Origin of the sequence: Affinundibacterium macrobrachii (genome assembly GCF_014652415.1) — a bacterium.
Classification (GTDB): Bacteria; Pseudomonadota; Gammaproteobacteria; order Burkholderiales; family Burkholderiaceae_D; genus Undibacterium; species Undibacterium macrobrachii.
Map to the genome: position 1 here is coordinate 170830 of NZ_BMYT01000003.1, position 21858 is coordinate 192687.

A 21858-nucleotide genomic window follows, 5' to 3' on the forward strand; every position below is an offset into this window, starting at 1 on the left:
GATGAGCTACTGGATGGCATCTAAGGACTGTCCCCCATACGCTCAAGTATCGAACGGATCGAGTGCTAAATAACTTTGCTAGGTTTCACAAATAGGCCAACCGTTTCAATTACTAAGCCTCTTTACCCATCTTCAAAAAAGTGTCCAACATGGTTGACGTTCATTAATAAAAACCTCGCACCATGAATGGCACCGGGCTTCTTGGTTTAGTTTATGAGGCTTCCGTACACCGAATAAAACTCAGCCCCGTTTTTCACTTTGTCGAGCAGATCGATCAGTGCTTGTTTACCGTTCTTCTGTATCCAGCTAGTAATCTCTTCTGATCCTTGGCAGTAGTGAGGTGCATCTATTTTCCACTGCGTTTGATCCTTCAAATCTGGCTGTGCTTTTGCAGGGAGAGTAACTCCAGGTGTAAATGGTCTACAAACAGGGCTGCCACCAACGTAGGTAGCTAACCCCTCATTGAACCAAGTTGGCACTCGTCCATTACCAAGCCTTGCTAGAAACTCCACGTGAGTCAATTCATGCGCAGAAACCAACAGCCTATTGAATTCGCTTCCGTAGGGCTTACCCACAACAAAAGTATCCCGTGGTGCAGTGAATGATCCATTTTGAGTTGACATACCTTGTGGCATGACGCGACCACCATAATCTGCATCCATAAAAAAAACTGAGCATTCCGCCGTCTTACAAACAATAATATCTGGCACTGTTGTCATCTTTGACGTGCCGAAGAACTTCTTAATAGAGTTCATTGAGAATGTTCTGACTTGTGCGACCTCACCATACTCAGCCGTACTGATTGCAGGATCAGAAAAGATGCCATTACATACTTCTACCAATGGTTTGCCGTTCATAACTGGAACACTGGTGCGTGGTGCTGTCTGATCACACACAACACTTGAAACTCTTGATCGGACTTTAAAGGTAGTCAAGATTGTTGAGTAGCCCTTCATGAGGTTGTTAGCCAAGTCCCGAGTGTCCGCATTATGCAGAGTAACCACGCAAGTTGAACCATAGGGTAACAACGCGGATGCGACCATGAATTTGACGCGCGAGGTAGTCTTATCGTAAACATCCGCATTATCCAAGTAGTTGGCGCTAGTCCCACCTGTACAACTATAGCTAACTCTTATAGTGGCAACCTTCTCACTCATATCAAACTGAATCTCAGTATTAGGCATAACATCGGTTGCACCATCTGCTGGAAAAATACCACCGAGATATACAGGTGGCGTTACATCTCCTGTTGGCGTGGTAGGACCCGTGTCTGGCGGAATAACTACCACCGTACCATCAGTAGTAAACTTTGTGATCAACCAGTTTTCCGAAAATGCATTGCCTGCCAAATCTTTGGAACCCGTACGGTCTATCAACAGGTTGCATGTCGCATTTGTGGGGTACGGTGCAACTGGTGTAACCGTCACTGAATTACCGCTAGTCCAACTTGATACTGCAACGGCTGCACTGTTTGCACCACAGAACATCAGAGTTTTAATGCTGCTCAAAGGCTCGGATACTTGGAAAATAACCTTCGCGTCTGTCGCTACATTTATCGAACCGTTTGAAGGGAAAACAATACCTGTCAAATTCGGTGGAGTCTTGTCTGAGGTCGGTGGAATGACTACCACTGGTGCCTGCTCTACCGTAAAACTGGTAATCACTACATTGGATACAAACTTGTTACCAGCCATGTCTTTCGTCATGCTGCTATCCACTGTGGCTATGCAAGATGCACCATAAGCCAGATTCTGGATTGGTGCAGCTACTACAACATCCGAGTTAATAGTATTGTTGGTAGGAATAGCTGTGCCGCTGCAAGTCAAAATCACTCTGACGGAACTTAAGGGCTCACTCGCCTTAAAACTAATATTGGGCATCAGCGACACGCCTGTTGATCCATTCAGCGGCGAGATTACAGCGGAGATTGTGGGTGCGGTAGTATCTCCTGGGGTAACCACAACGGGTGCCTTCTCAACCGTGAAACTGGTAATCAGAACGTTAGACCCGAACTTATTACCAGCCAAATCCTTTGTACTAGTGCTGTCCACTGTCGCGGTACATGCTGTTCCATATGGGAGACTCTGACTAGGCGTTGATGTCACTGTGTCCAACAGAAAGGTAGTCACTGTTGGAACAACTGCTCCACCGCAAGTCAAAATAACTTTGGCCGAACTAAGCGGCTCACTGGCTCTAAAGCTAATGGGTGCGTTCTTAGATACATTGCCGTCACCGTTAGGAGGAGAAACGATAGCTGTTGTCGCTAACGTGGGTGGTACAGTATCTGTTGCGGCTGGAATAGTAGATGTAGGGTTGGAAGACGCGGCTGTTGAGCCACCTCCACTTCCACCGCCACAAGCAGATAGCAACACGGAGCTTAGAAGCGCTATGCTGAATGACATATTACTTTGGCACATTAATTTCATTTAATAACTTTCAGCGGCATTTCCGCATTAAGTAAAATTTTATTTCTTCGAATTTTTGACAGTTCTGCACGATAATTTTGAAAATAACTTCGACGATTAACACCGATAAAGCTCCCCAAATTGTGGTCACTTAACGCCTTGCTCCTCAACGTCTATACCGCACAGCAGATTTACTCCGCTCACCACCAACCGTTATCGCCTAAGACCATCCTTTTGTAGTAATCAATATTGGCTCTCGTAGCAAATATTGCTGGCGATACAAAATAGGTAATTTTGGAATTTCCCATGTCCATTGACTCTAAAATCGCATCAATGATAAAAATCAAAACGATACTAATAGACGTCAGTACAATCGCTTTCTTCCACATTCCTTTTGCCAAGTAATACATAAAACAGAACAGCGCCCCTAAAACATTAAAGATGACCATTCGTTCCCCAGAGCTCAGTTCATTGAACTTTTGAAGGCGTACCCCACCTGCTTTTTCGATCAGTGCAAACTTATTCTTCCAACTATCGGATACGTCCAAATTTAATATGCTCGGCTCGGTTTCTTGACGATCTTTTTGCATGGACTTATCTTGCACGCCTTGCGGCGGCGTCGTCATTTTTGGCTCTTCCTCATGCCTCTTCAAGCTTGGCAAATCAACATCCAAAGTAAAAGCCGAAATATTCTCTGACTTCACTTCACATACACCACCCGCTAACTCAATCGCGCTTTTGTATTTAGACGCCATATCAAATGAAATCGCCTTCTTCACTACGAAATTTGGTGTACTTAGAATCTTATCCATCTGCTCTACCGTTGCTTTAAACAAAGTCGCTAGTTTTAGCTTGGCTTCCTCTTGTATAAAGCTTGAATGCAAGCCCTTTAAAACAACTTGAAATTTTTCATCAGGATTGGTACTGGTTGGCGGTATTACTTGGTTCACGAGCAAATCTCCTTATTAATATGATTGATAAAACACACTTTAAGTTTGGTATTATCACATGCAATTGCGACAAACCAAACCCAAAGTGTGTGGAAATTTATATAAAAAAACTGGATGCTTCGCCTTGTGCAAAGCAACCAAACCCAAAAGTGTGATGCTCAGAAATTATTTGCGGCAAACATGCGCCGTATTCGCCGCTCCAAGTGCTTAACTCAGGAGAAAGTCGCTGAATATGCTGAGCTACACCCCAACTACATTAGCTCGGTAGAACGAGCCGAACGCAATATCTCAATCTGCAACATTGAGAGGATTGCACACGCCTTAGGGGTTACGATGCCTGAACTATTGAGCCCACTTCCTGCTGGTGATTCTGCAACAGAATAAGACTCACGTTTTCGCTTTGGTCTCAACCTGAAAGAATGTCTACTTTCCTGCCTTTACAGTCGTTTTATTCATCGGATGTACTCCGATGTACCATGCAGGCTTTAGTACGTTAAGATCCGTTCGAATCTGCTGCTTTAGCTCTTTAGCCGCTGGATCAATCGCATACTGAATGATTTTCGCATCATGCGTGGTTTTTGCCTTATGAATGACGACAAAACGTCCGACTTCCCAATCGACATCGTAATCCACCAATGCCATGCAAAGATCAGGTAAGTTTGCAGCATTCGAGCCCTCCTTCCACACGGTAGCCACCCATCCAAAATGTGCCAAAAGTTTCGCAATGAAATCAGCATCTATCCATTGATAATAAGGTCCAGTCTTTGGCATGCCAAAATTTTCTGCTTGAAGACGAACGTCATCAAAACTGACAGAAGCGATAATGGCGATGGAAGCCAATGCGCAAGCATGCCTGTCTGAAGTCCCTATATGTTGAAAAGCAGGCTGAAATCCAGCACTGGTTGAATTAACGGTGGTGGGCAAAGTCGCCATAAATTACTCCTTGTTTTATCGAAAAAAAAAGAATGCAGCAGGACACCGCTGAGAATTAGCAAACTCAGAAAAGTAGTGAAACAGGAGGGTGAGATTTTGAATCCTGAAAACTGGATTAACATCGTCGTACTAATCCGATGTACCAAGTCTGAGAGATGTTGCCGCAAGAATGAATCAAGTGCTGTAACGAGCAACGAATAATTACTTCGAAAGACGCTTGATGACTATAGTTTATCGGAGTTTGACGAGAGAAATATGGCTAAAAAACTTTGCTAAAATAGCTGACCGATCTGGCTCAAAAAATCATTAAAACGTTTGATTTCAACACAAAACTGCAATCGACATTTGACGGCTGATTTATACATGCGCAGAGAGTGCATTTAACAGCCAGACAAGCGGCTTTGGCAAACTTTTGATGCCATTGCATACAGTAACGACTCAAATGCAGCCTAGCGCGGGGAATTCATATCGGCGATTTGACTATCAAACTAAAGCGCTCTCAATTTGCTTCAAATAGTCACCCCATTTTGCAAGCGCTGCTTTTCGTTCTTCAAAATACGTGTGAATATCGTAAATACCTTCAACCCCAGATAATTTATGGTTGAGGCACATTTCAGTGATGTCACGGGGAACACCCAACCGACGCAGATGACTTTTTGCAGTTGATCTCAAATCATGTGGTGTAAATCGTCTAACTTCAGGCGAATACTCTACAAACCAGAACTCTATCGCGGAGCCAATTGTATTCGGATTGATGCATGCATCCCCACCGAACCGCTCTTTTCGACTCTCTGCCCTAGCAGGTAAAACAAAACTGGAACCACCACTTAATAGCTTCAAGTCCTTAAACCAATCTAGCACTGCTATAGAAAGTGGAATTTGCATACCAGTACCCGTTTTCGTCGTGGGCACAGTCCAAACACCTTTGTCAGTATCGATTTGATCCCATTTTGCTCCAAATAATTCAGCAGATCTTACAGCTGTTCCTAATAAAATTTTTACAGCCAACAGATTTTCCGGTCGCATATTGGCGCTAAATAGGCACTTCAACTCTGCTTCATTTAACATTAATCGTCGCCGAACTGGTGGTCGTGGCCCCATAGTTGCACTCAGCTCAATCCCGAAACACGGATTCACTGAAATAAGCTTCTTCCCTGCCGCATGCCTGAATAACATCTTCACTGTACATAGCAGCATAAGTGACTCTGTCCACGTAGCATCTACGCCTTCTAGCATTACGACGATATCAACGGATTCAACCTTTGATACTGGGAAAGGTCCAATTTTTGACTCAATGCGGATCAGATTGCGACTATAACTTCTCTGGGTACTCGTACTTAAACCCGGTAGTATCTTTTCTCGATAATCCTCAATCAATTCCGCCACGCTCCAATCTTTCAAGGCAGAAGCCTTTGATTTGCGCTTATCAAGTGCTGGATTACTACCAATATCAATTCCAGCCCTTTTTTCTCTAGCGTATTTTCTCGCGTCAGATAGACTGATGTCTGGATAGTTGCCGATGGTGAGTTCCTTTGACCGTCCACCATACCGATAACGCAAGACCCATGTTGCAGTTCCTGATTTCGAAAGTGTGAAAGTAAGTCCTTCACCATCTGATCTTGCAAGCGGCAGAGGAAGCGGTACAATTTCGTTGGTTACTGAATCTTTTTCCGTAGGAATTTTTCCGGATTGCACGGCTTGTACCCAGTGCTTCAATTGAATTGCTTCAAGCGCTTCTCTTTTTTTTCGTTGCATAATTTTCTGGTTTTAATGTGTAGCTACACAGCTAGCTACACAATATAGTAGCAACACTATGATACGTCAATAGACCACACTAGACAAATTATGATTTAAATTCAAGCACTTACAGTTAATCGTAGACGTTAATAGATAGCAATAGAGTCAAAAAAAATAATACGACATTATTTTGATGTGAAGACATAGGATGAAAAAAATTATACTCGCATTGATGTGCTGCCTATGCACGAATGCATATGCTAAACGTTTACAAGACGATGCAGTCTTAAAATGGGTCGGGGTCGAGGTCGTTACCAAAGATTTTTCAAGTGTTGGAAAAATACGTGAGTTAACAAAAATCACCCCTGGTATGACTGCGGCAATAACTAATCCGGCATTGCCGCAAGCTTGTCGCAACATAAGAGAAGCGTATCCGTTAGAAGCAGTCAACTGCCAAGCGATCTCAATGGAAGGTGGAACCGCCTTATACGCAGTAGAAATCAGCTCAAAAAATATTTCAGTAAATCAGAATACGTTCAGGTGTAATAAAAATAGTTTCTTGCCAAAGCGACTTAAAAATCTCGAAGCACATTCGTTTCAAATATTTGATAATTATTTAAAGAAACCAAACTCTATAGCGGCCAACGATATCATTAATAATCGAAATGCTCTTGACAGTACCGAACCAGAACTAAGTACGCAACTCAACAAAATTTCCATTGAATTGCAAGATCAGATCGATGCACTGAGAAAAGGAGTGTCTAGTTGTAAATCCGAAGATCGGGCAGCAGCGATACAGCTCTTCAACTATTCAGGTAAACCAACGTTAGCGACCGAAATAGCTACAAACATGATGCTAGACCCAGACAGTCATGTTCGCAACAATGCGACACGCCTACTCAGCGTTTTCGCAAAATTTATTCCATCTCATAAACATGCGCAGTTAATGATCAACTCATGCAAATTAATTGATCATCCGAGTTTCACTGACCGCAACAAAGGACTAGCACTAATCGCACAACTTTCAAAAGAAAACAATTGGAACAAAACCATCTTCCCTCAAGCTTGTCTCAACACCATAAGGGAAATACAGCGAATGAGCATCTCTGAACAATTAGGCGGATATGCAAATAGCATATTGAAACAAATTGAACCGTAAGCCTTACAAAGTGCGCGCGTTATTTATGCTCAGGCAAGTAGGGTGGGCAAGATTTTTCATGCCCACACGGGTTCATTGCTTAATCGACCAACACTTCTCCGTGTACTTAATACATTTCTCCTTTTTCGGCCATAACGCGTGGGCACAATGAAGCCGTGCCCACCCTACGCAGCGACAAAATAATTCTCAGCTCGCTCCAACGCAGACCGATCTTGCATCACATCGCCAGGTCGATTGCCATAGCCAATCAAACTGCCATTCCAAGGCATCTCCATATATCCAGCGGTTAGGCGTAAACTTTCTACCAAGGCTTGCGCATAACGTTGATCTTCATCGGCGGTGACTGTGATGTTCCACAGACGACGACCGCGCATTTTTTCTTTGAAATCTAATGCGGGAATACGCATCCAGCCTGACCAATGGTCTAAATATTGTTTCGCCGCTGCAGGCATGCTGTACCAGTACAGTGGCGTGACGAAAACCAAGTCTGTCGCGTTTAAAGTGGCGTCGAGTAGTTCGCGCATTTTGCCTTGTGGTGCTGCGTAGGTGCCATCGCCTTGATGCCGTTGATCGAGAAAAACGGGCATGCTGTAGTCGTGCAGATTGATCCATTTTTGCTCAAACTCCACAGGCAAATATTGCGCTGCGTAGCGTGCGAGTTGTTCGGTATTGCCGTTAGCTCTACTGCTTGCCAATAGAAATAGGAAGCGGCGTGATTGAGATGCGCCATGAAGTGGTGTCATGCATTGCTCCAAATGATGTTGAGTTCAATATTGCTTATTCGATCGAATGGAAAGCAGTTTAAGAGTGGCTGCCTAAGCTGACAAATGATGATTTTTGCGATTCGGATTAGTTCTGCTAAACTGAACTGATGACGAAATCTATCCACATCCGATCCGCTCCACTCGGCGCCATTCGTGCTTTTGAAGCCGCCGCACGTCTTGGCAGTTTTAAATTGGCAGCGCAGGAGCTTTCTGTAACACCCGCGGCGATTAGCCATCAACTGGCAGCTCTAGAGGAATATCTTGGTACGCCTTTATTTGTGCGTTCGAATCGTTTGGTGCAGTTGACGACGAAAGGACGGCAATTCTCGACACAAGTGACGTCGGCATTTGCGCAGTTGCAAACAGCGATGCAAGAAGCGAGTGCAACTGATACTAACGAACAAGTGCTGGTCGTTAGTGCTGCACCGTCGATCGCCGCGAAGTGGTTAGTACCTCGTTTAAGTCGCTTTCATGCGCAATTTCCTGACATCGATTTGCGGTTATCGTCTGAAAATCAAAGCCATGATTTAATGAATGATGCTAGTGTTGACGTGGTGCTGCGTTATGGCAAAGGTGGTTACGATCAAGATTTTTCTGGCGCGAAAAAGACTGGTTTGCATGCAGAAAAACTATGGGAAGAAACGTATTTATTTCCAGTTTGTAGTCCAGCCACTTTACGCAACACACAAGTCAGTGAGAACATACAGATTAAATCTGTGCTCACTCGCTCTCAAGATCTGAATCAACTTCGCCAACATACTTTGTTGCGATTACCACTCCCGCCGAACCGCGACACAGGCGAAATTGGCGAACGCTGGCAGGCTTGGCTGAGTAACACAAATGAATTTCATACACTGAATCAAAACGAACAAGCCGCCTTACTCGCACACGCAAATAAAGGTCCTTTCTATAGCCACGAACATTTAGCAATTGATACGGCCAAATCACACCACGGCATTTGCCTAGCACTGGATGTATTGGTGATTGAAGATTTATTAGAGAAAAAACTGGTACGCCCACTCGCTGTGCGCGCCCGTGATCCCTATTCACATTGGCTGTTATATCGAGAAAAAGATGCGCAAAAAGCGAGTATCCAAGCATTTTCGCAATGGATTAGAGACGAGGCGGCGCTGTCTTTAAAAACACTAGCAAGTTGCCGCTCGCAAGTTTCGCCGTAGCTGAAAAAATATCGCAGTACCGACATATCTAAGCAATGAGCATGCAATAAAAAACCATATGAAATCAATGCTCACTATCTGCCCTTATTCGGACGAATGGCCGCAACTGTTCAAGCAAGTTCGCCAAGAACTGTTCACGGTGTTTTCTCAGGACAACACGCAGATAGAGCATATAGGCAGCACCGCAGTTGTTGGACTTTGTGCGAAGCCCGTCATTGATGTACTTCTTGGGGTCAACTCTTTAAGCCAGATTGAATCGAAAATTACTTCACTAGAAAACATCGGCTTTCTCTACGTCGCAAAATATGAAAAAGAAATCCCAACACGACGCTACTTTGTCAAATCTCCCAAGGATAGTTTGCGCATTCACTTGCATGGCGTAGAAATCGGCTCGCGTATTTGGTGCGACCATCTCAAATTTCGTGACTTATTGCGATCAGATCTACAACAACGTTCTGCCTACCAACAATTGAAATTCAGCCTTGCTTTGCAATACGCAGACGACAAGGCTGCTTATACAGAGGCCAAAGCACCGTTCATCACATCTGCACTGAATATTGTGGACTGAGCACTGCACACTGCCGCTACAAACTATGTCGAATAAAAAATACAAATATACGACAATTTAAGGCTGGCGACTTAGCGTAGCGCATCAGAGAATTGCAACGGTAATTAAAGTGTTCAGTTCAGCGTTCAGTTACAGCTCACCTACGAAGCCAGCGCATAAATTTTTGCTTACTAGACCGCATCCACGCCGTTCCATTTTTCTAGGATCTCATATGCATAGTTCCGACCATATTTCCGACGCCAGTTTTTTTGATTTAGATGGCCTGACGAAAGCATTGACATTAATGACTTCCAGCGAGACTGATGTGCGTGAACTGCCAATTAGCTTACCTCAATTAGGGCTAGGTGAAAGCCAAGTGCTCGATTTGCTTGCTCCGCAAGTTCTTGGTACAGCCGCACAGCTTGGCGCATCGACCTCAATGGCGCACATGGACCCGCCAACCCCGTGGATCACTTGGGCAATGCAGCTGTGGAATGCCAGCTTGAACCAAAATTTACTACATGAAGCAACCTCGCCTTTTGCGGCGCGAGCGGAGAAGTTGGTATTGGATTGGCTAGCGCCTTTCTTCGGAATGCGCGGCGGTCACTTTTGTTCGGGTTCTACCATCGCTAATTTAACGGGTATCTGGGCAGCACGCGATGTCGCAGGGATTCGACAAGTGGTAACGTCGCAAGCAGCGCATCTCAGCATAGAAAAAGCTTGTCATCTGCTTGGTATTAAGTTGGTAAAAATCGCAGTGGATGCACAAGGTCGCTTAGACACTACGCAACTTCCCGATTTAAAAAATAGCTGCCTCGTACTTAACGCGGGGACGACTGCGACAGGCGCAATCGATTCCTTAGCACTCTGCGGCGCGGCAGCATGGACACATATTGATGCCGCTTGGGCAGGACCTTTGCGCCTAAGCCCTGAATATGCAGAACGCTTAAATGGGATCGAAAACGCAGACTCAATTGCGGTGTCCGCACACAAGTGGCTGTTTCAACCTAAAGACTCGGCATTGATCATGTTTCGTGATTTAGAGAGTGCAAATAAAGCGATCAGTTTTGGCGGCAGTTATTTAGCCAAACCGAACATTGGTGTACAAGGTTCACGATCTGCTGCGGCAATTCCTTTGCTAGCAACGCTGTTAGCGTGGGGACAAAATGGACTTGCTCAACGACTTAATCATCTGATGCAGGCAGCAGATTCGTTTGCGCAGAAAATTGAAGAGGCAGACGAACTTGAGTTATGGAATAAGCCGCAAACGGCAGTCAATGTTTTTCGACCTCGTCACATCAGCACCACCGAATTACTCGCGGCACTCCCCGCTGGCATGCTGTCCAGCTGTGTAATCGACGGAGAAATTTGGGCTCGTTCAGTGGCTGCAAATCCTATGGCCGATGTCGAACTCATCTTTACTAAAATTATCGCCACTTGCAGAAAATAACTAGATTGACTCGTAAATTAAGAACTGTGTAACGAGCAGAATATGGACTAGCAACATCAACTGTCGTCGCGCAGTAATCTGGCTGGCTCAGGCTTGCATAAACATTGATGTGCAATGAAATTCAATAGAAATACACTAAACCTTTCCCTGCAAACTAACTAATAGAAAAACTAAGCACTCACATAAAATTTTTAAAAAGCTTGCTTCTATATTTCGATAAATATAGAATTATCGAAATTAAACGAATCACTGAATAATTTTGTTCTGTACGATAAAGAAAGACAAGCCATGGAAACCAAATCGGCGATTAGCGCCCTTGCCGCCTTAGCCCAAGAATCGCGCCTAGCGATCTTTCGCTTGCTAGTTACAGCTGGTCCGGAAGGCTTGGCAGCTAGCAAAATTGCAGAGCAACTTGAAGTGCCCTCTTCATCGCTATCGTTTCATCTAAAAGAGTTATCGCACGCAGATTTGATCGTGGCGCGGCAGGATGGGCGATTCATTATTTACTCGGCGAATTTTGCTGCGATGAATGATTTGATAGTATTTTTAACTGAGAGCTGTTGTGGTGGTAATCCATGTGGGCCGAGCTCCACACCAAAATCGGTGACAAAAAAGTCAACGACCAAATCCGTGCCGAAATCGATGGTGAAAGCTTGATTGGTTTTTTCTTTTTTACTCTTTCATTTTGCGATGATTTATCTGTGATTTTTCTTTGATTTTTCTTTGATCGTGCTTTTATGTCTTCAAAAAACATTTTACTAAAACGCATCGTTGCCGAGTTCCTTGGCACTGCTTTTTTACTCGCCATCGTAGTCGGCTCTGGCATCATGGCGCAGACGCTTTCTGCGGGTAATGCTGCGATCGCTTTGCTCGCTAATGCGCTTGCAACAGGCGCAGGTTTGATTGCCTTGATTTTGATGTTTGGCAATTTGTCGGGTGCGCATTTTAATCCTGTGGTGACGCTGTCTGAAGCGTGGCAAAAAAATTTACCAAGGCACTACATTTTTCCTTATGTCGTTGCACAAATACTGGGGGCCTTTGCTGGTGTCGCAGCAGCACATGGCATGTTTGATTTGCCGCTATTTTTTGCATCGACGCATGCGCGTACTGGCGTCTCACAATGGTGGAGTGAATTCATTGCGAGCTTTGGTTTAATTGCCGTCATCATCAGCACTTCACGCACACGACCAGCAACTACACCATTTGCAGTCGCAGCGTATATCACGGCGGCATATTGGTTCACCTCATCGACTTCATTTGCGAATCCCGCTGTGAGTTTGGCACGAGCAATGAGCGATACCTTTGCCGGCATACGTCCTAACGATGTGCCCGGTTTTATTGTGATGCAGTTGTTAGGCGCGGCATCTGCGACTGTGCTGTTTAACTGGCTATATCCATCATCTTCCCCATCTTCATCAACTGAGGTCAGCTCATCATGAACGTCTTATTTCTTTGTACGGGTAATTCTTGCCGCTCTATTTTGGGCGAAGCGACTTTTAATCACCTAGCACCTGCTGGTTGGCGCGCAATGAGTGCGGGCAGCAAACCAACTGGCCAAGTGCATCCACGTTCACTCGCATTATTGGCGCGCGAGGGCATCGCGACCGATGGCTATTTCAGTAAATCCTGGGATAACTTGCCAGCGACACCAGACATCGTGATCACAGTTTGCGCGAGTGCGGCAGGCGAAACTTGCCCTGCTTATTTGGGCCCTGTACTACGCACCCATTGGGGCGTCGAAGACCCCGCACACGCCACAGGCACCGATGCAGGAATTGACGCTAGCTTTATGCAAGCCTATCGTATTTTGCGAGCGCGTATTGAAGCTTTTTTTGCATTGCCACTGGAAAGCTTGCAAGACGATAAAGTGGCTTTAAAAGCAGAGATGGATAAGATCGCTAATCTCATGGCTTAAGTAAATAAAAGCGAACAAGTATGCGCCAGCGCAATGCGCTGCGTGCAATAACTGCTGTAATGTAGTTCAAAGCCCCTCCATGATAGATATCGAAAAAATCATATGAAAACCCTACAAATTTTTGATCCTGCCATGTGTTGTAGCACTGGTGTTTGTGGTGTCGATGCAGATCAACAACTTGTCAATTTTGCTGCCGATGTGGATTGGGCGAAAAAGCAAGGTGCACAGATAGAGCGATTTAATTTGGCACAACAGCCAATGGCATTTGCCGAAAATACGGTAGTTAAAAGGTTTTTAGAGCGCTCAGGTCAAGAAGGCTTGCCCTTGATTTTGCTCGATGGTGAGATCGCACTGACCAATCGCTATCCGCGTCGTGCTGAATTGGCGCGTTGGTTGGGCTTAAGTATCCTGCCTGTTGCTGCTGGCACCACTAGTTCTAAGCCATGCTGCGGCGAAGGTCAGACTTGCTAACGACTAATTTGCTAGCTGCTATTTTTGCTTTATCAATTCGATGTATCTTATGACTGGGTAAGCTCGTGAAATTTCTTGAACAGACTCCTAAGTTTTTATTTTTCACCGGCAAAGGTGGCGTGGGTAAAACGTCGCTGGCCTGCGCGACCGCGATTCATTTCGCTGATCTTGGTCGGCGCGTGCTGTTGGTTAGTACCGATCCGGCATCGAATGTCGGACAAGTATTCGGTATCACGATAGGCAATCACATTACCGCCGTGAGTGCGGTGGCGAACTTATCCGCCTTAGAAATTGATCCGCAAGCGGCGGCACAAATCTACCGCGATAAGATCGTCGGTCCGGTACGTGGTGTATTACCTGATGCGGTGGTGAATAGCATAGAGGAACAATTATCTGGCGCGTGCACAACCGAGATCGCTGCGTTTGATGAATTCACTGGCTTACTGACTAATCAAGCTGTAATCAGTCAATTTGATCACATCATTTTTGATACCGCTCCTACAGGTCATACCATACGCATGTTGCAATTACCCGGTGCGTGGTCCGACTTTTTAGAAGAAGGTAAAGGCGATGCGTCGTGCTTAGGTCCCTTGGCTGGTTTAGAAAAACAACGCGAGCAATATCATGCTGCGGTGGAAGCCTTGGCTGATCCGCAACGCACGCGCATGGTCTTAGTCGCTCGTGCGCAAACAGCTGCCTTGCGCGAAGCCGCGCGAACCCACGAAGAACTGGCTGCGATTGGCTTCCAACAGCAGTACTTAGTTATCAATGGTGTGATGCCCGAAGCCGAAGCTGCGCATGACAAATTAGCTGCCGCGATTGTGCAACGTGAGCAAAGCAGTTTGAACGCCATGCCTGCTGTGTTGAAGGAGGCACCGTGTGATCAACTTCCTTTGCTTGGTTTCAATTTAGTTGGTTTGTCGGCCCTACGTGCCTTACTCAACCCATCGTCTTCAGTGTCGTCTCCCAAGTCGATTACGGAAGCACCAACCTGCCCTGATTTGTCGAGCCTGATTGATGATTTAGCTGCTGATGGACATGGTTTGATTATGACTATGGGCAAAGGTGGCGTTGGCAAAACCACAGTGGCTGCGGCACTCGCAGTCGAATTAGCGCGCCGCGGTCATGCAGTGCATTTAACCACCTCTGATCCCGCTGCTCACGTGTTAGCAGCGCTAGGTGGTGAGGTTGAAAACATGAGCGTCAGTCGCATCGATCCACATGCAGCAACAGAGGCATATCGTGCGCAAGTGATGGCGAGCAAAGGCAAACATCTAGATGACGCTGGGCGCGCTTTGCTGGAGGAAGATTTACGCTCGCCATGTACCGAAGAGATCGCCGTGTTTCAAGCATTCTCGCGCGTGATCCGTGAAGCAGGTAAGAAGTTTGTGGTGATGGATACTGCGCCGACTGGACATACCCTGCTCTTACTTGACGCGACGGGTGCTTATCATCGCGAAATTGCGCGACAAATGGAAAGCACAGGCATGCGCTTCAATACGCCGATGATGCAACTACAAGATCCGCAGCAAACCAAAGTCATTATCGTGACACTGGCAGAAACGACGCCGGTATTGGAGGCCGCTGGCCTACAAAAAGATTTACGACGCGCAGGGATAGAACCATGGGCGTGGGTGATTAACAATAGTTTGGCACTAGCGCATCCAACTTCTGCTTTATTGCAAGAACGTGCGCAGAATGAATTGGCGCAAATTCAAACTGTGGCGGAACAACATGCCAAGCGTTGGGCGGTGATTGCTTTACAAGAGCAAGAACCGGTTGGGGTTGCGCGTTTGCAGGCGTTGTTGAGGAACGATGTGACGGAGTAACATTCCCCCCTCTACAAGGCATAGGTATCAGCACAAATTCAGGTTCGGTTAAAAAACTCCTTCTCCCGCAAGCGGGAGAAGGCTGGGATGAGGGTGGTTCAAGTTAGCGAAATGCAATTTCAATGTTAGATCCGATTTTGGAATTCGTAACACAAACATGCTTCTCGCTTGACCAAGCTCCCTCACCCCACCCCTCTCCCGCTTGCGGGAGAGGGAGCATTAGTCATCGTACAACCATGACTTCTTGGGCGCGACTTTATCTTTTCCACCATCATAAAAGCCCATTTCAATAGTAAGGCCTTATCGGTTATCATACGAGAAACAACTGCCTACACGTGATCGCTCTGTAAACCATTAGATCACCTTCGACAAAGAATCGACACCGTTATGAATGCCTCAACCATCAATCCTATTCCCCTCCGCAGCAAGCCACGCAATCTTGCCAGCGCCGTAGTTGATCATTTGACGACGCGTATCAAGAGCGATGACTTAAAAGTGGGTGAAAAGCTGCCGACCGAATCCGAGATCATGCAGGTATATGGCGTCAGCCGTACTGTTGTGCGCGAAGCGATTTCTCAACTGAAAGCCGCAGGATTAGTCGAAACTCGACATGGGATTGGCACTTTCGTCCTCGCGCCATCGCATCATCTGGGCTTGCAGAATTCTTCCATTGTGACAGTACGCGACGTGCTCGCCGTTTTAGAAATTCGCATCAGTCTAGAAACCGAAGCCGCTTGGCATGCAGCATCGCGTCGCACTGACGCACAAGTTGAGGAGATGCGCGCTGTATTACAGCAGATGCGCACCACGGTGGAGTCCGGCGCGCATTCGGTTGATGCCGATGTGCGCTTTCATTTGTTGATTGCACAAGCGACTGGTAATCCTTATTTTGTCGAATTACTAGGTCATTTAGGACATACCTTAATCCCACGCGCACGTTTGAATACGGCGCAAATCAACCAAGACGATCCATCCGCTTACTTAGTGCGCGTGCACCATGAGCATGAGGATATTTTTAATGCGATTTTGCGGAAAGATCCTGAGGCGGCGCGGGCGGCTATGCGGACGCATTTGAGTAATAGTCGAGAGAGATTGCGGTTGGCGCAGGAGGTGATTGAGGGTGGGGTTTGATTTGTTTTGCGTCTTTCACCTTATTAAATTCTGATTCTGCGCTGAAAGCATTTTTGTCACACATTATTCGTTATCATTGTCTCTTGGTCGGGTGTGACCCGACAGCCAATTACCTTTTTTGGCGAAGCAAAAAAAGCGACCTTAGCCTCTCACTATCGAATTCCATTTCTCCGCCTGCTTAAGAGAAATTTGCCTTCATCCTTTCTCGTCGTTTACAGGTCGGGGGTAGGTCAAAAGCAACGACCACCAACCGCTATTGGAAAAATGAGAGCCTGTAGATAATATGACCCTTTTTGCGATGCCTTACGCTATGTACGTCATTACCGCGAAGGCGGGAATCTAGTAACGTAAAAGCCTAACGTCACGGGATCCCTGCCTAAGCAGGGATGACGCCACGATTTTCTAGCCTAGTTGAATGCCGTGATGGCCGATACTGTTTGTTTTGCTTTTGACTTTAACGCCGTTCCACTTCTGACACTGCCAATTGTGCAAAACAGAAAATGGATAAAGAAAGCTTCGTTGTTTGAGCCGAAGGCGAGTTTCGAAGCTTTTCCATTTTTTGTCTTGCATAATTGGGAAGCCGAAGGCCAGTGGCAGCGTGGTCGCCTTTCTTTGCTTACTTTCTTTAGCGAAGCAAAGAAAGTGAGTGGCTGTCGGGCCACACCCGACCTACAGACCGCTCTGCAATCACAAAAATCTAAAAAACCTATGGTCGACGATATACAAAAACTTTGCTCGAATACTGAACATTAACCCATCCCCATCCCAACCTTCCCCTTGAAGGGGAAGGAGCAAGGACAATCACACTATACGTTCAGCAGTAACAAATACATTGGGTACAAGCACAAAGCGAAGTCTCTTGGCGCAATTTTCGACAAAACATTCGTGGATCATTCCCGCGCTACCTCAAAACCACATTTCATAAAAATCAATAAAACCCCAAACAACAATAAAAAACCAAAAACCCTTTGCAAAAACCAATTTTAAGTTGTACGATGACGTATCACTTAAACGCAATCACATGATTTTCTCTAACTCAACCCAATTTCCTGCCTTTATCACTGGAGACACTATGCACCCGCAAGACCTCAAAAAAATCCTCTCATCTGGACTTTTATCCTTCCCTATCACCGACTTCGACGAAAACGGTGATTTCCGTGCTGATACTTATGCTGAGCGTCTTGAATGGCTGGCTCCGTATGGTGCAAGTGCTTTGTTTGCGGCTGGTGGTACGGGTGAATTCTTTTCTTTGACACCAGGTGAATACAGCGATGTGATTCGTACTGCGGTCGATACTTGCCGTGGCAAAGTGCCAATTTTGGCAGGCGTTGGTGGCCCTACTCGCACTGCGATTGCTTTAGCGCAGGATGCGCAACGTTTGGGTGCGCAAGGTTTGCTGTTGTTGCCGCATTATCTGACAGAAGCTAGTCAAGATGGCTTGATCGCGCATGTTGCTGAAGTTTGCCGTTCTGTAAGTATTGGTGTGGTGGTGTACAACCGTGCGAACTGCCGCTTGACGCCAGATTCACTCGAAAAATTGGCAGCGATGTGCCCGAACTTGATCGGCTTTAAAGACGGTGTCGGCGATATCGAACTGATGGTGTCGATCTGGCGTCGACTAGGTGACCGCTTTAGTTATCTCGGTGGTTTGCCAACTGCAGAAATTTTTGCTGGCGCTTACAAAGCGATCGGTACACCGGTCTACTCGTCTGCGGTATTCAATTTCGTACCTAAATTGGCAATGGATTTTTATCACGCAACAGCAGCGGATGACTTTGCCACGACCAATCGCTTAATCGATGAATTCTTCTTACCTTACCTCGATATCCGTAATCGCAAAGCAGGCTACGCGGTCAGTATCGTCAAAGCAGGTGCGCGCCTAGTTGGTCATAGCGGTGGACCAGTGCGTGCGCCTTTAACCGACTTGACGGCAGAAGAAGATGAAATGTTGTTAAAGTTAATCCGAGCACAAGGTCCGCAGTAAGCATAAAAGCAAGGGTAAAAATAGGCGCAAATGATGACGATTTCCATCAAGACTGGACGTGCGCGCCCAGTTAGAATGAAATGTTCGCCTAATTAACATTTTATCTGAGTAGGACTTACGCAAAATTGCGCTGGCTAGGCGTGAAGCCGAAGACAGTACAAGCTGTACGGCGAGGCGAACACAACGACGCCAGCGTCTGTTTTACGTAAGTGCTATTTAAGAATTAAGGAGTAATGCATGAAAATCACTGGAAGCATGGTCATAGGCCAGCAAACCATTTTCGGTAGCGCGGGGACGATCAAAGCGATCAACCCAGCCACCAATAGCGAATTCGAACCCGCATTTGGTTTGGCAACCAAGGATGATGTCGATCAAGCCTGTCTGTTGGCGGCAGCCACGTTCGACAGCTATCGTGAAACCACGCCAGAAAAACGCGCCAGCTTTTTAGAAAAAATCGCTGACAACATTCTGGCATTAGGCAATACCTTGATCGAACGCGCACACCAAGAAACCGGTTTGCCGGTAGCGCGTTTAGAAGGTGAACGTGGTCGCACCATGAATCAATTGCGTCTATTTGCCAAAGTGGTACGCGATGGCGCTTATCTGTCTGCAACCCTTGATTCTGCGCTACCAGAACGCGTACCGCCACGTCCTGATTTGCGTATGCGAAAAATTGGTTTAGGTCCAGTGGCGGTGTTCGGTGCAAGTAACTTTCCTTTAGCGTTTTCTGTTGCGGGTGGCGATACGGCATCAGCTTTAGCGGCAGGTTGCCCTGTAGTGGTCAAAGCCCATAGCGCGCATCTTGGTACGTCTGAATTGGTGGGCAAGGCAATACAGCAAGCGGCGAATGAATGCGGCTTGGCAGGTGTGTTCTCGATGTTGATTGGTGACGGTCGTCAAATTGGTCAAAGCTTGGTCGCGCACCCTGCGATTAAAGCGGTTGGTTTCACCGGTTCACGTCAAGGCGGTATGGCCTTGGTGCGTACCGCTGCGGCACGTGCAGAACCAATTCCTGTATATGCAGAGATGAGCAGTATCAATCCAGTTATCTTGTTGCCAGATGCACTCAAGACCAAAGGCGCAGCGATCGCCCAAGGCTTTGCTGATTCTTTGACCATGGGTGCGGGACAATTCTGTACCAACCCTGGCATGTTGATTGCTCTTGAAAGCCCAGAGTTGCAAAGCTTTATCGAAGCTGCGACAGCGGCCTTGCAAGTTAAACCTGCCGCGACAATGCTGACGCCAGGCATACATCAAGCCTACAGTTCTGGTGTAGAACGCTTGAATCAAGTAGCTGGTGTTGAAGTCGTCGCACAAGGTCTAGCAGCAAGCACACCTTGCGCGGCGCAAGCCAATCTGGCGGTTTGCGTCGCTAAAGATTTCTTGAACAATAGCGCCTTGCACGATGAAGTATTTGGCCCATCTTCGCTACTGATTCGCTGCAAAGACCTGGCAGAAATGCAGGCAATCGCAGAACACATCGAAGGTCAATTGACAGCGACTGTCCATGCGACTTCTGCGGACTACACAATTGCAAAATCATTGTTACCAAGCTTGGAACGCAAAGCCGGTCGTATCTTGTTTAACGGCTTCCCAACTGGTGTGGAAGTATGCCATGCGATGGTGCATGGTGGTCCTTTCCCATCGACCTCGGATAGCCGATCAACATCGGTCGGTGCTACCGCGATTGATCGTTTCTTGCGTCCAGTTTGTTATCAAGAATTCCCAGCGGATCTGTTGCCTAGCAGTTTGCAAGACGTGAATCCGTTTGGCATTCCACGTGTGGTCAATGGTGAATTGACTGTGCCAGCGAAGTAAATCTTGATGTACATCGCTCTTCTCTCAATCGTGAGAGAAGAGTGATGAAAAATATAGGGCGGGTGCAACCCGCGCCGCCTGTTGCCAAATTGTAGCCAAATGAAGCCAAAACGACGTTTTGACGACGCGGGTTGCACTCGCCTCAGTATGCAAAATACACATTAACAGCAGTACCAAAAACAATAAAACCGGAGACAAATATGTCAACACATGCACAAGTCCATGCTACAGGCATAGGCAAATATCGATGGACCATCTGCGCTCTATTGTTCTTTGCTACTACCATCAATTATCTCGATCGTCAGGTATTGAGTTTACTGGCACCGGATTTGAGCAAAGAATTTGGCTGGACCAATAGTGATTACGCAAATATCACCGCAGCTTTCCAATTTGTGTATGCGATCTCGATGTTATTTGCCGGTCGGTTTATCGATAAGATTGGCACCAAAAAAGCGTTTATCTTGGCAATTACCGTATGGTCGCTCGGTGCCATCATGCATGCGTATGCGATCTTCTTTGGCGAGGCGATCAACAGCATTGCCACCGCTTTAGGCTTGGCAGCAGTACCGGTTTCGATTGCTGGTTTTATGATTTCTCGCGCCGTCTTGGCCTTGGGCGAGGCCGGCAATTTCCCAGCAGCGATTAAAGCGACCGCTGAATACTTTCCTAAAAAAGAACGTTCTTTTGCGACTGGCATCTTTAACTCTGGCGCGAATATTGGCGCGGTGTTAGCACCGATCGCCGTACCGCTGATCGCCGCTGCATGGGGTTGGCAAGCGACCTTTATTATTGTCGGCGCGGTTGGTTTTATCTGGCTTGGTGCGTGGATGGTTTTCTATGAAAAACCAGAACAACAAAAGCGCTTATCCGCAGAAGAACTAGCGTATATCAATCATGACCAAATTACAGATGGCGTCGTTGAACAAAGTGACGACGGTAAGAAATTTTCTTGGTTTCAATTACTCGCCTATCGTCAAACTTGGGCCTTCGCTTTTGGTAAATTTATGACCGATGGCGTTTGGTGGTTCTTCTTATTTTGGTTACCGAAATACTTGGCGGCACAATACGGTATGAAGACCACCGAGTTCGTCGTCCCGCTGGCGGTGCTGTACAGTATGACCATGGTTGGCAGTATCGGTGGTGGATGGTTGCCAACTTATTTTATTAATCGCGGTGATGCGCCCTATGATGGTCGGATGAAGGCGATGTTGATGATTGCGGTTTTACCTTTGGTCGTTTTACTGGCACAACCTTTGGGTTACTTAAGTTTCTGGGTTCCGGTGATTTTGATTGGCATCGGTGCGTCGGCACATCAAGCTTGGTCGGCGAATATCTTTACGACGGTTTCTGATATGTTCCCGAAAAAAGCAGTCGCATCGGTGGTCGGTATTGGTGGTATGGCGGGTGGTTTGGGTGGCGTCTTGATTACCAAACTCGGCGGCTGGTTATTTGACTACTATGGCAATCAAGGTCAATTGCAGACTGGCTATACCGTGATGTTTGCAATCTGTGCACTCGCCTATTTAGTCGCGTGGAGTGTGATGAAAACCTTGGTTCCCAAATACAAAGTGATTAGCGATCTCTAAT

General features: G+C 46.4%; 19 protein-coding genes and 1 pseudogene. 14 read left to right on the top strand and 6 right to left on the bottom strand.

From position 1 onward, the window contains the following. Window positions 1-206: 206 nt before the first annotated feature. The 3 genes and pseudogenes from IE103_RS09750 to IE103_RS09755 form a co-directional block, all read right to left on the bottom strand. On the bottom strand, window positions 207-1961 hold the full coding sequence (locus IE103_RS09750; RefSeq protein WP_229827206.1) for an Ig-like domain-containing domain: 1755 nt from the start codon (window positions 1959-1961) through the stop codon (window positions 207-209). Between the two features lie 30 nt (window positions 1962-1991). Beyond that, window positions 1992-2426 (bottom strand): annotated as a pseudogene (locus IE103_RS18670) (Ig-like domain-containing domain); the annotation flags it as partial. 179 nt (window positions 2427-2605) lie between these two features. Further along, window positions 2606-3355 carry a DUF2628 domain-containing protein gene (locus IE103_RS09755; RefSeq protein ID WP_186890609.1) on the bottom strand — a complete coding sequence of 250 codons (750 nt, stop codon included), beginning with the start codon at window positions 3353-3355 and terminating at the stop codon, window positions 2606-2608. A 180-nt stretch (window positions 3356-3535) separates the two neighbouring features. Here IE103_RS09755 and IE103_RS09760 point away from each other — a divergent pair, with 180 nt between their 5' ends. Beyond that, window positions 3536-3739, top strand: coding sequence for a helix-turn-helix domain-containing protein (locus IE103_RS09760; protein ID WP_229827207.1), 204 nt, complete (start codon window positions 3536-3538; stop codon window positions 3737-3739). A 39-nt stretch (window positions 3740-3778) separates the two neighbouring features. Here IE103_RS09760 and IE103_RS09765 read toward each other — a convergent pair whose 3' ends face one another. Both IE103_RS09765 and IE103_RS09770 read right to left on the bottom strand, forming a co-directional pair. After that, entirely contained in the window at window positions 3779-4288 is a 510-nt protein-coding gene (locus IE103_RS09765; protein ID WP_186890607.1) for a hypothetical protein, read from the bottom strand. Window positions 4289-4771: 483 nt separating this feature from the next. Beyond that, window positions 4772-6043, bottom strand: coding sequence for a tyrosine-type recombinase/integrase (locus tag IE103_RS09770; protein ID WP_186890606.1), 1272 nt, complete (start codon window positions 6041-6043; stop codon window positions 4772-4774). A gap of 190 nt (window positions 6044-6233) precedes the next feature. Between IE103_RS09770 and IE103_RS09775 the strand changes: the two genes are divergently transcribed. Beyond that, window positions 6234-7184 (top strand): hypothetical protein, encoded by a 951-nt coding sequence (locus IE103_RS09775; RefSeq protein ID WP_189345932.1) that lies wholly within the window; start codon window positions 6234-6236, stop codon window positions 7182-7184. Between the two features lie 164 nt (window positions 7185-7348). Here the strand turns inward: IE103_RS09775 and IE103_RS09780 are convergent, their stop codons facing one another. Next, the gene (locus tag IE103_RS09780) at window positions 7349-7927 is read right to left on the bottom strand and encodes a flavodoxin family protein (RefSeq protein WP_189345933.1); all 579 of its coding nucleotides are present in this window, start codon (window positions 7925-7927) and stop codon (window positions 7349-7351) included. Between the two features lie 128 nt (window positions 7928-8055). Here IE103_RS09780 and IE103_RS09785 point away from each other — a divergent pair, with 128 nt between their 5' ends. The 12 genes from IE103_RS09785 to IE103_RS09840 all read left to right on the top strand — a co-directional run bounded on the left by IE103_RS09785 (window position 8056) and on the right by IE103_RS09840 (window position 21857). After that, entirely contained in the window at window positions 8056-9126 is a 1071-nt protein-coding gene (locus IE103_RS09785) for a LysR substrate-binding domain-containing protein (RefSeq protein ID WP_189345934.1), read from the top strand. Between the two features lie 58 nt (window positions 9127-9184). Beyond that, entirely contained in the window at window positions 9185-9694 is a 510-nt protein-coding gene (locus IE103_RS09790; protein WP_189345935.1) for a GrpB family protein, read from the top strand. Between the two features lie 211 nt (window positions 9695-9905). Further along, complete coding sequence (locus tag IE103_RS09795) at window positions 9906-11123, top strand: pyridoxal phosphate-dependent decarboxylase family protein (protein WP_189345936.1); 1218 nt, start codon at window positions 9906-9908, stop codon at window positions 11121-11123. A gap of 288 nt (window positions 11124-11411) precedes the next feature. Then, a complete protein-coding gene (locus IE103_RS09800) occupies window positions 11412-11780 on the top strand; it encodes an ArsR/SmtB family transcription factor (RefSeq protein ID WP_189345937.1) in 369 nt (122 codons plus the stop codon). 80 nt (window positions 11781-11860) lie between these two features. Beyond that, a complete protein-coding gene (locus IE103_RS09805; protein ID WP_189345938.1) occupies window positions 11861-12562 on the top strand; it encodes an aquaporin in 702 nt (233 codons plus the stop codon). Beyond that, a complete protein-coding gene (locus IE103_RS09810; protein WP_189345939.1) occupies window positions 12559-13038 on the top strand; it encodes an arsenate reductase ArsC in 480 nt (159 codons plus the stop codon). The genes IE103_RS09805 and IE103_RS09810 overlap by 4 nt, the downstream gene beginning before the upstream one ends. A 102-nt stretch (window positions 13039-13140) precedes the next feature. Then, entirely contained in the window at window positions 13141-13509 is a 369-nt protein-coding gene (gene arsD / locus IE103_RS09815; RefSeq protein ID WP_189345940.1) for an arsenite efflux transporter metallochaperone ArsD, read from the top strand. A gap of 65 nt (window positions 13510-13574) precedes the next feature. Beyond that, on the top strand, window positions 13575-15338 hold the full coding sequence (gene arsA, locus IE103_RS09820) for an arsenical pump-driving ATPase (protein ID WP_189345941.1): 1764 nt from the start codon (window positions 13575-13577) through the stop codon (window positions 15336-15338). A 387-nt stretch (window positions 15339-15725) separates the two neighbouring features. Next, a complete protein-coding gene (locus tag IE103_RS09825) occupies window positions 15726-16469 on the top strand; it encodes a FadR/GntR family transcriptional regulator (RefSeq protein WP_189345942.1) in 744 nt (247 codons plus the stop codon). Window positions 16470-17541: 1072 nt separating this feature from the next. Next, entirely contained in the window at window positions 17542-18453 is a 912-nt protein-coding gene (gene kdgD, locus IE103_RS09830; RefSeq protein ID WP_189345943.1) for a 5-dehydro-4-deoxyglucarate dehydratase, read from the top strand. A gap of 237 nt (window positions 18454-18690) precedes the next feature. Beyond that, window positions 18691-20271, top strand: a complete 1581-nt coding sequence (locus IE103_RS09835; protein WP_189345944.1) for an aldehyde dehydrogenase (NADP(+)) — start codon at window positions 18691-18693, stop codon at window positions 20269-20271. Window positions 20272-20471: 200 nt separating this feature from the next. Continuing rightward, complete coding sequence (locus tag IE103_RS09840; protein ID WP_189345945.1) at window positions 20472-21857, top strand: MFS transporter; 1386 nt, start codon at window positions 20472-20474, stop codon at window positions 21855-21857. The last annotated feature ends 1 nt before the right edge of the window (window position 21858 follow it).

Bases quoted from the DNA above. Each gene is read 5' to 3' on its own strand.
- IE103_RS09760 (WP_229827207.1), top strand. From the start codon at position 3,536: ATGCGCCGTATTCGCCGCTCCAAGTGCTTAACTCAGGAGAAAGTCGCT.
- IE103_RS09765 (WP_186890607.1), bottom strand. From the start codon at position 4,288: ATGGCGACTTTGCCCACCACCGTTAATTCAACCAGTGCTGGATTTCAG.
- IE103_RS09770 (WP_186890606.1), bottom strand. From the start codon at position 6,043: ATGCAACGAAAAAAAAGAGAAGCGCTTGAAGCAATTCAATTGAAGCAC.
- IE103_RS09775 (WP_189345932.1), top strand. From the start codon at position 6,234: ATGAAAAAAATTATACTCGCATTGATGTGCTGCCTATGCACGAATGCA.
- IE103_RS09780 (WP_189345933.1), bottom strand. From the start codon at position 7,927: ATGACACCACTTCATGGCGCATCTCAATCACGCCGCTTCCTATTTCTA.
- IE103_RS09785 (WP_189345934.1), top strand. From the start codon at position 8,056: ATGACGAAATCTATCCACATCCGATCCGCTCCACTCGGCGCCATTCGT.
- IE103_RS09790 (WP_189345935.1), top strand. From the start codon at position 9,185: ATGAAATCAATGCTCACTATCTGCCCTTATTCGGACGAATGGCCGCAA.
- IE103_RS09795 (WP_189345936.1), top strand. From the start codon at position 9,906: ATGCATAGTTCCGACCATATTTCCGACGCCAGTTTTTTTGATTTAGAT.
- IE103_RS09800 (WP_189345937.1), top strand. From the start codon at position 11,412: ATGGAAACCAAATCGGCGATTAGCGCCCTTGCCGCCTTAGCCCAAGAA.
- IE103_RS09805 (WP_189345938.1), top strand. From the start codon at position 11,861: ATGTCTTCAAAAAACATTTTACTAAAACGCATCGTTGCCGAGTTCCTT.
- IE103_RS09810 (WP_189345939.1), top strand. From the start codon at position 12,559: ATGAACGTCTTATTTCTTTGTACGGGTAATTCTTGCCGCTCTATTTTG.
- arsD (WP_189345940.1), top strand. From the start codon at position 13,141: ATGAAAACCCTACAAATTTTTGATCCTGCCATGTGTTGTAGCACTGGT.
- IE103_RS09825 (WP_189345942.1), top strand. From the start codon at position 15,726: ATGAATGCCTCAACCATCAATCCTATTCCCCTCCGCAGCAAGCCACGC.
- kdgD (WP_189345943.1), top strand. From the start codon at position 17,542: ATGCACCCGCAAGACCTCAAAAAAATCCTCTCATCTGGACTTTTATCC.
- IE103_RS09835 (WP_189345944.1), top strand. From the start codon at position 18,691: ATGAAAATCACTGGAAGCATGGTCATAGGCCAGCAAACCATTTTCGGT.
- IE103_RS09840 (WP_189345945.1), top strand. From the start codon at position 20,472: ATGTCAACACATGCACAAGTCCATGCTACAGGCATAGGCAAATATCGA.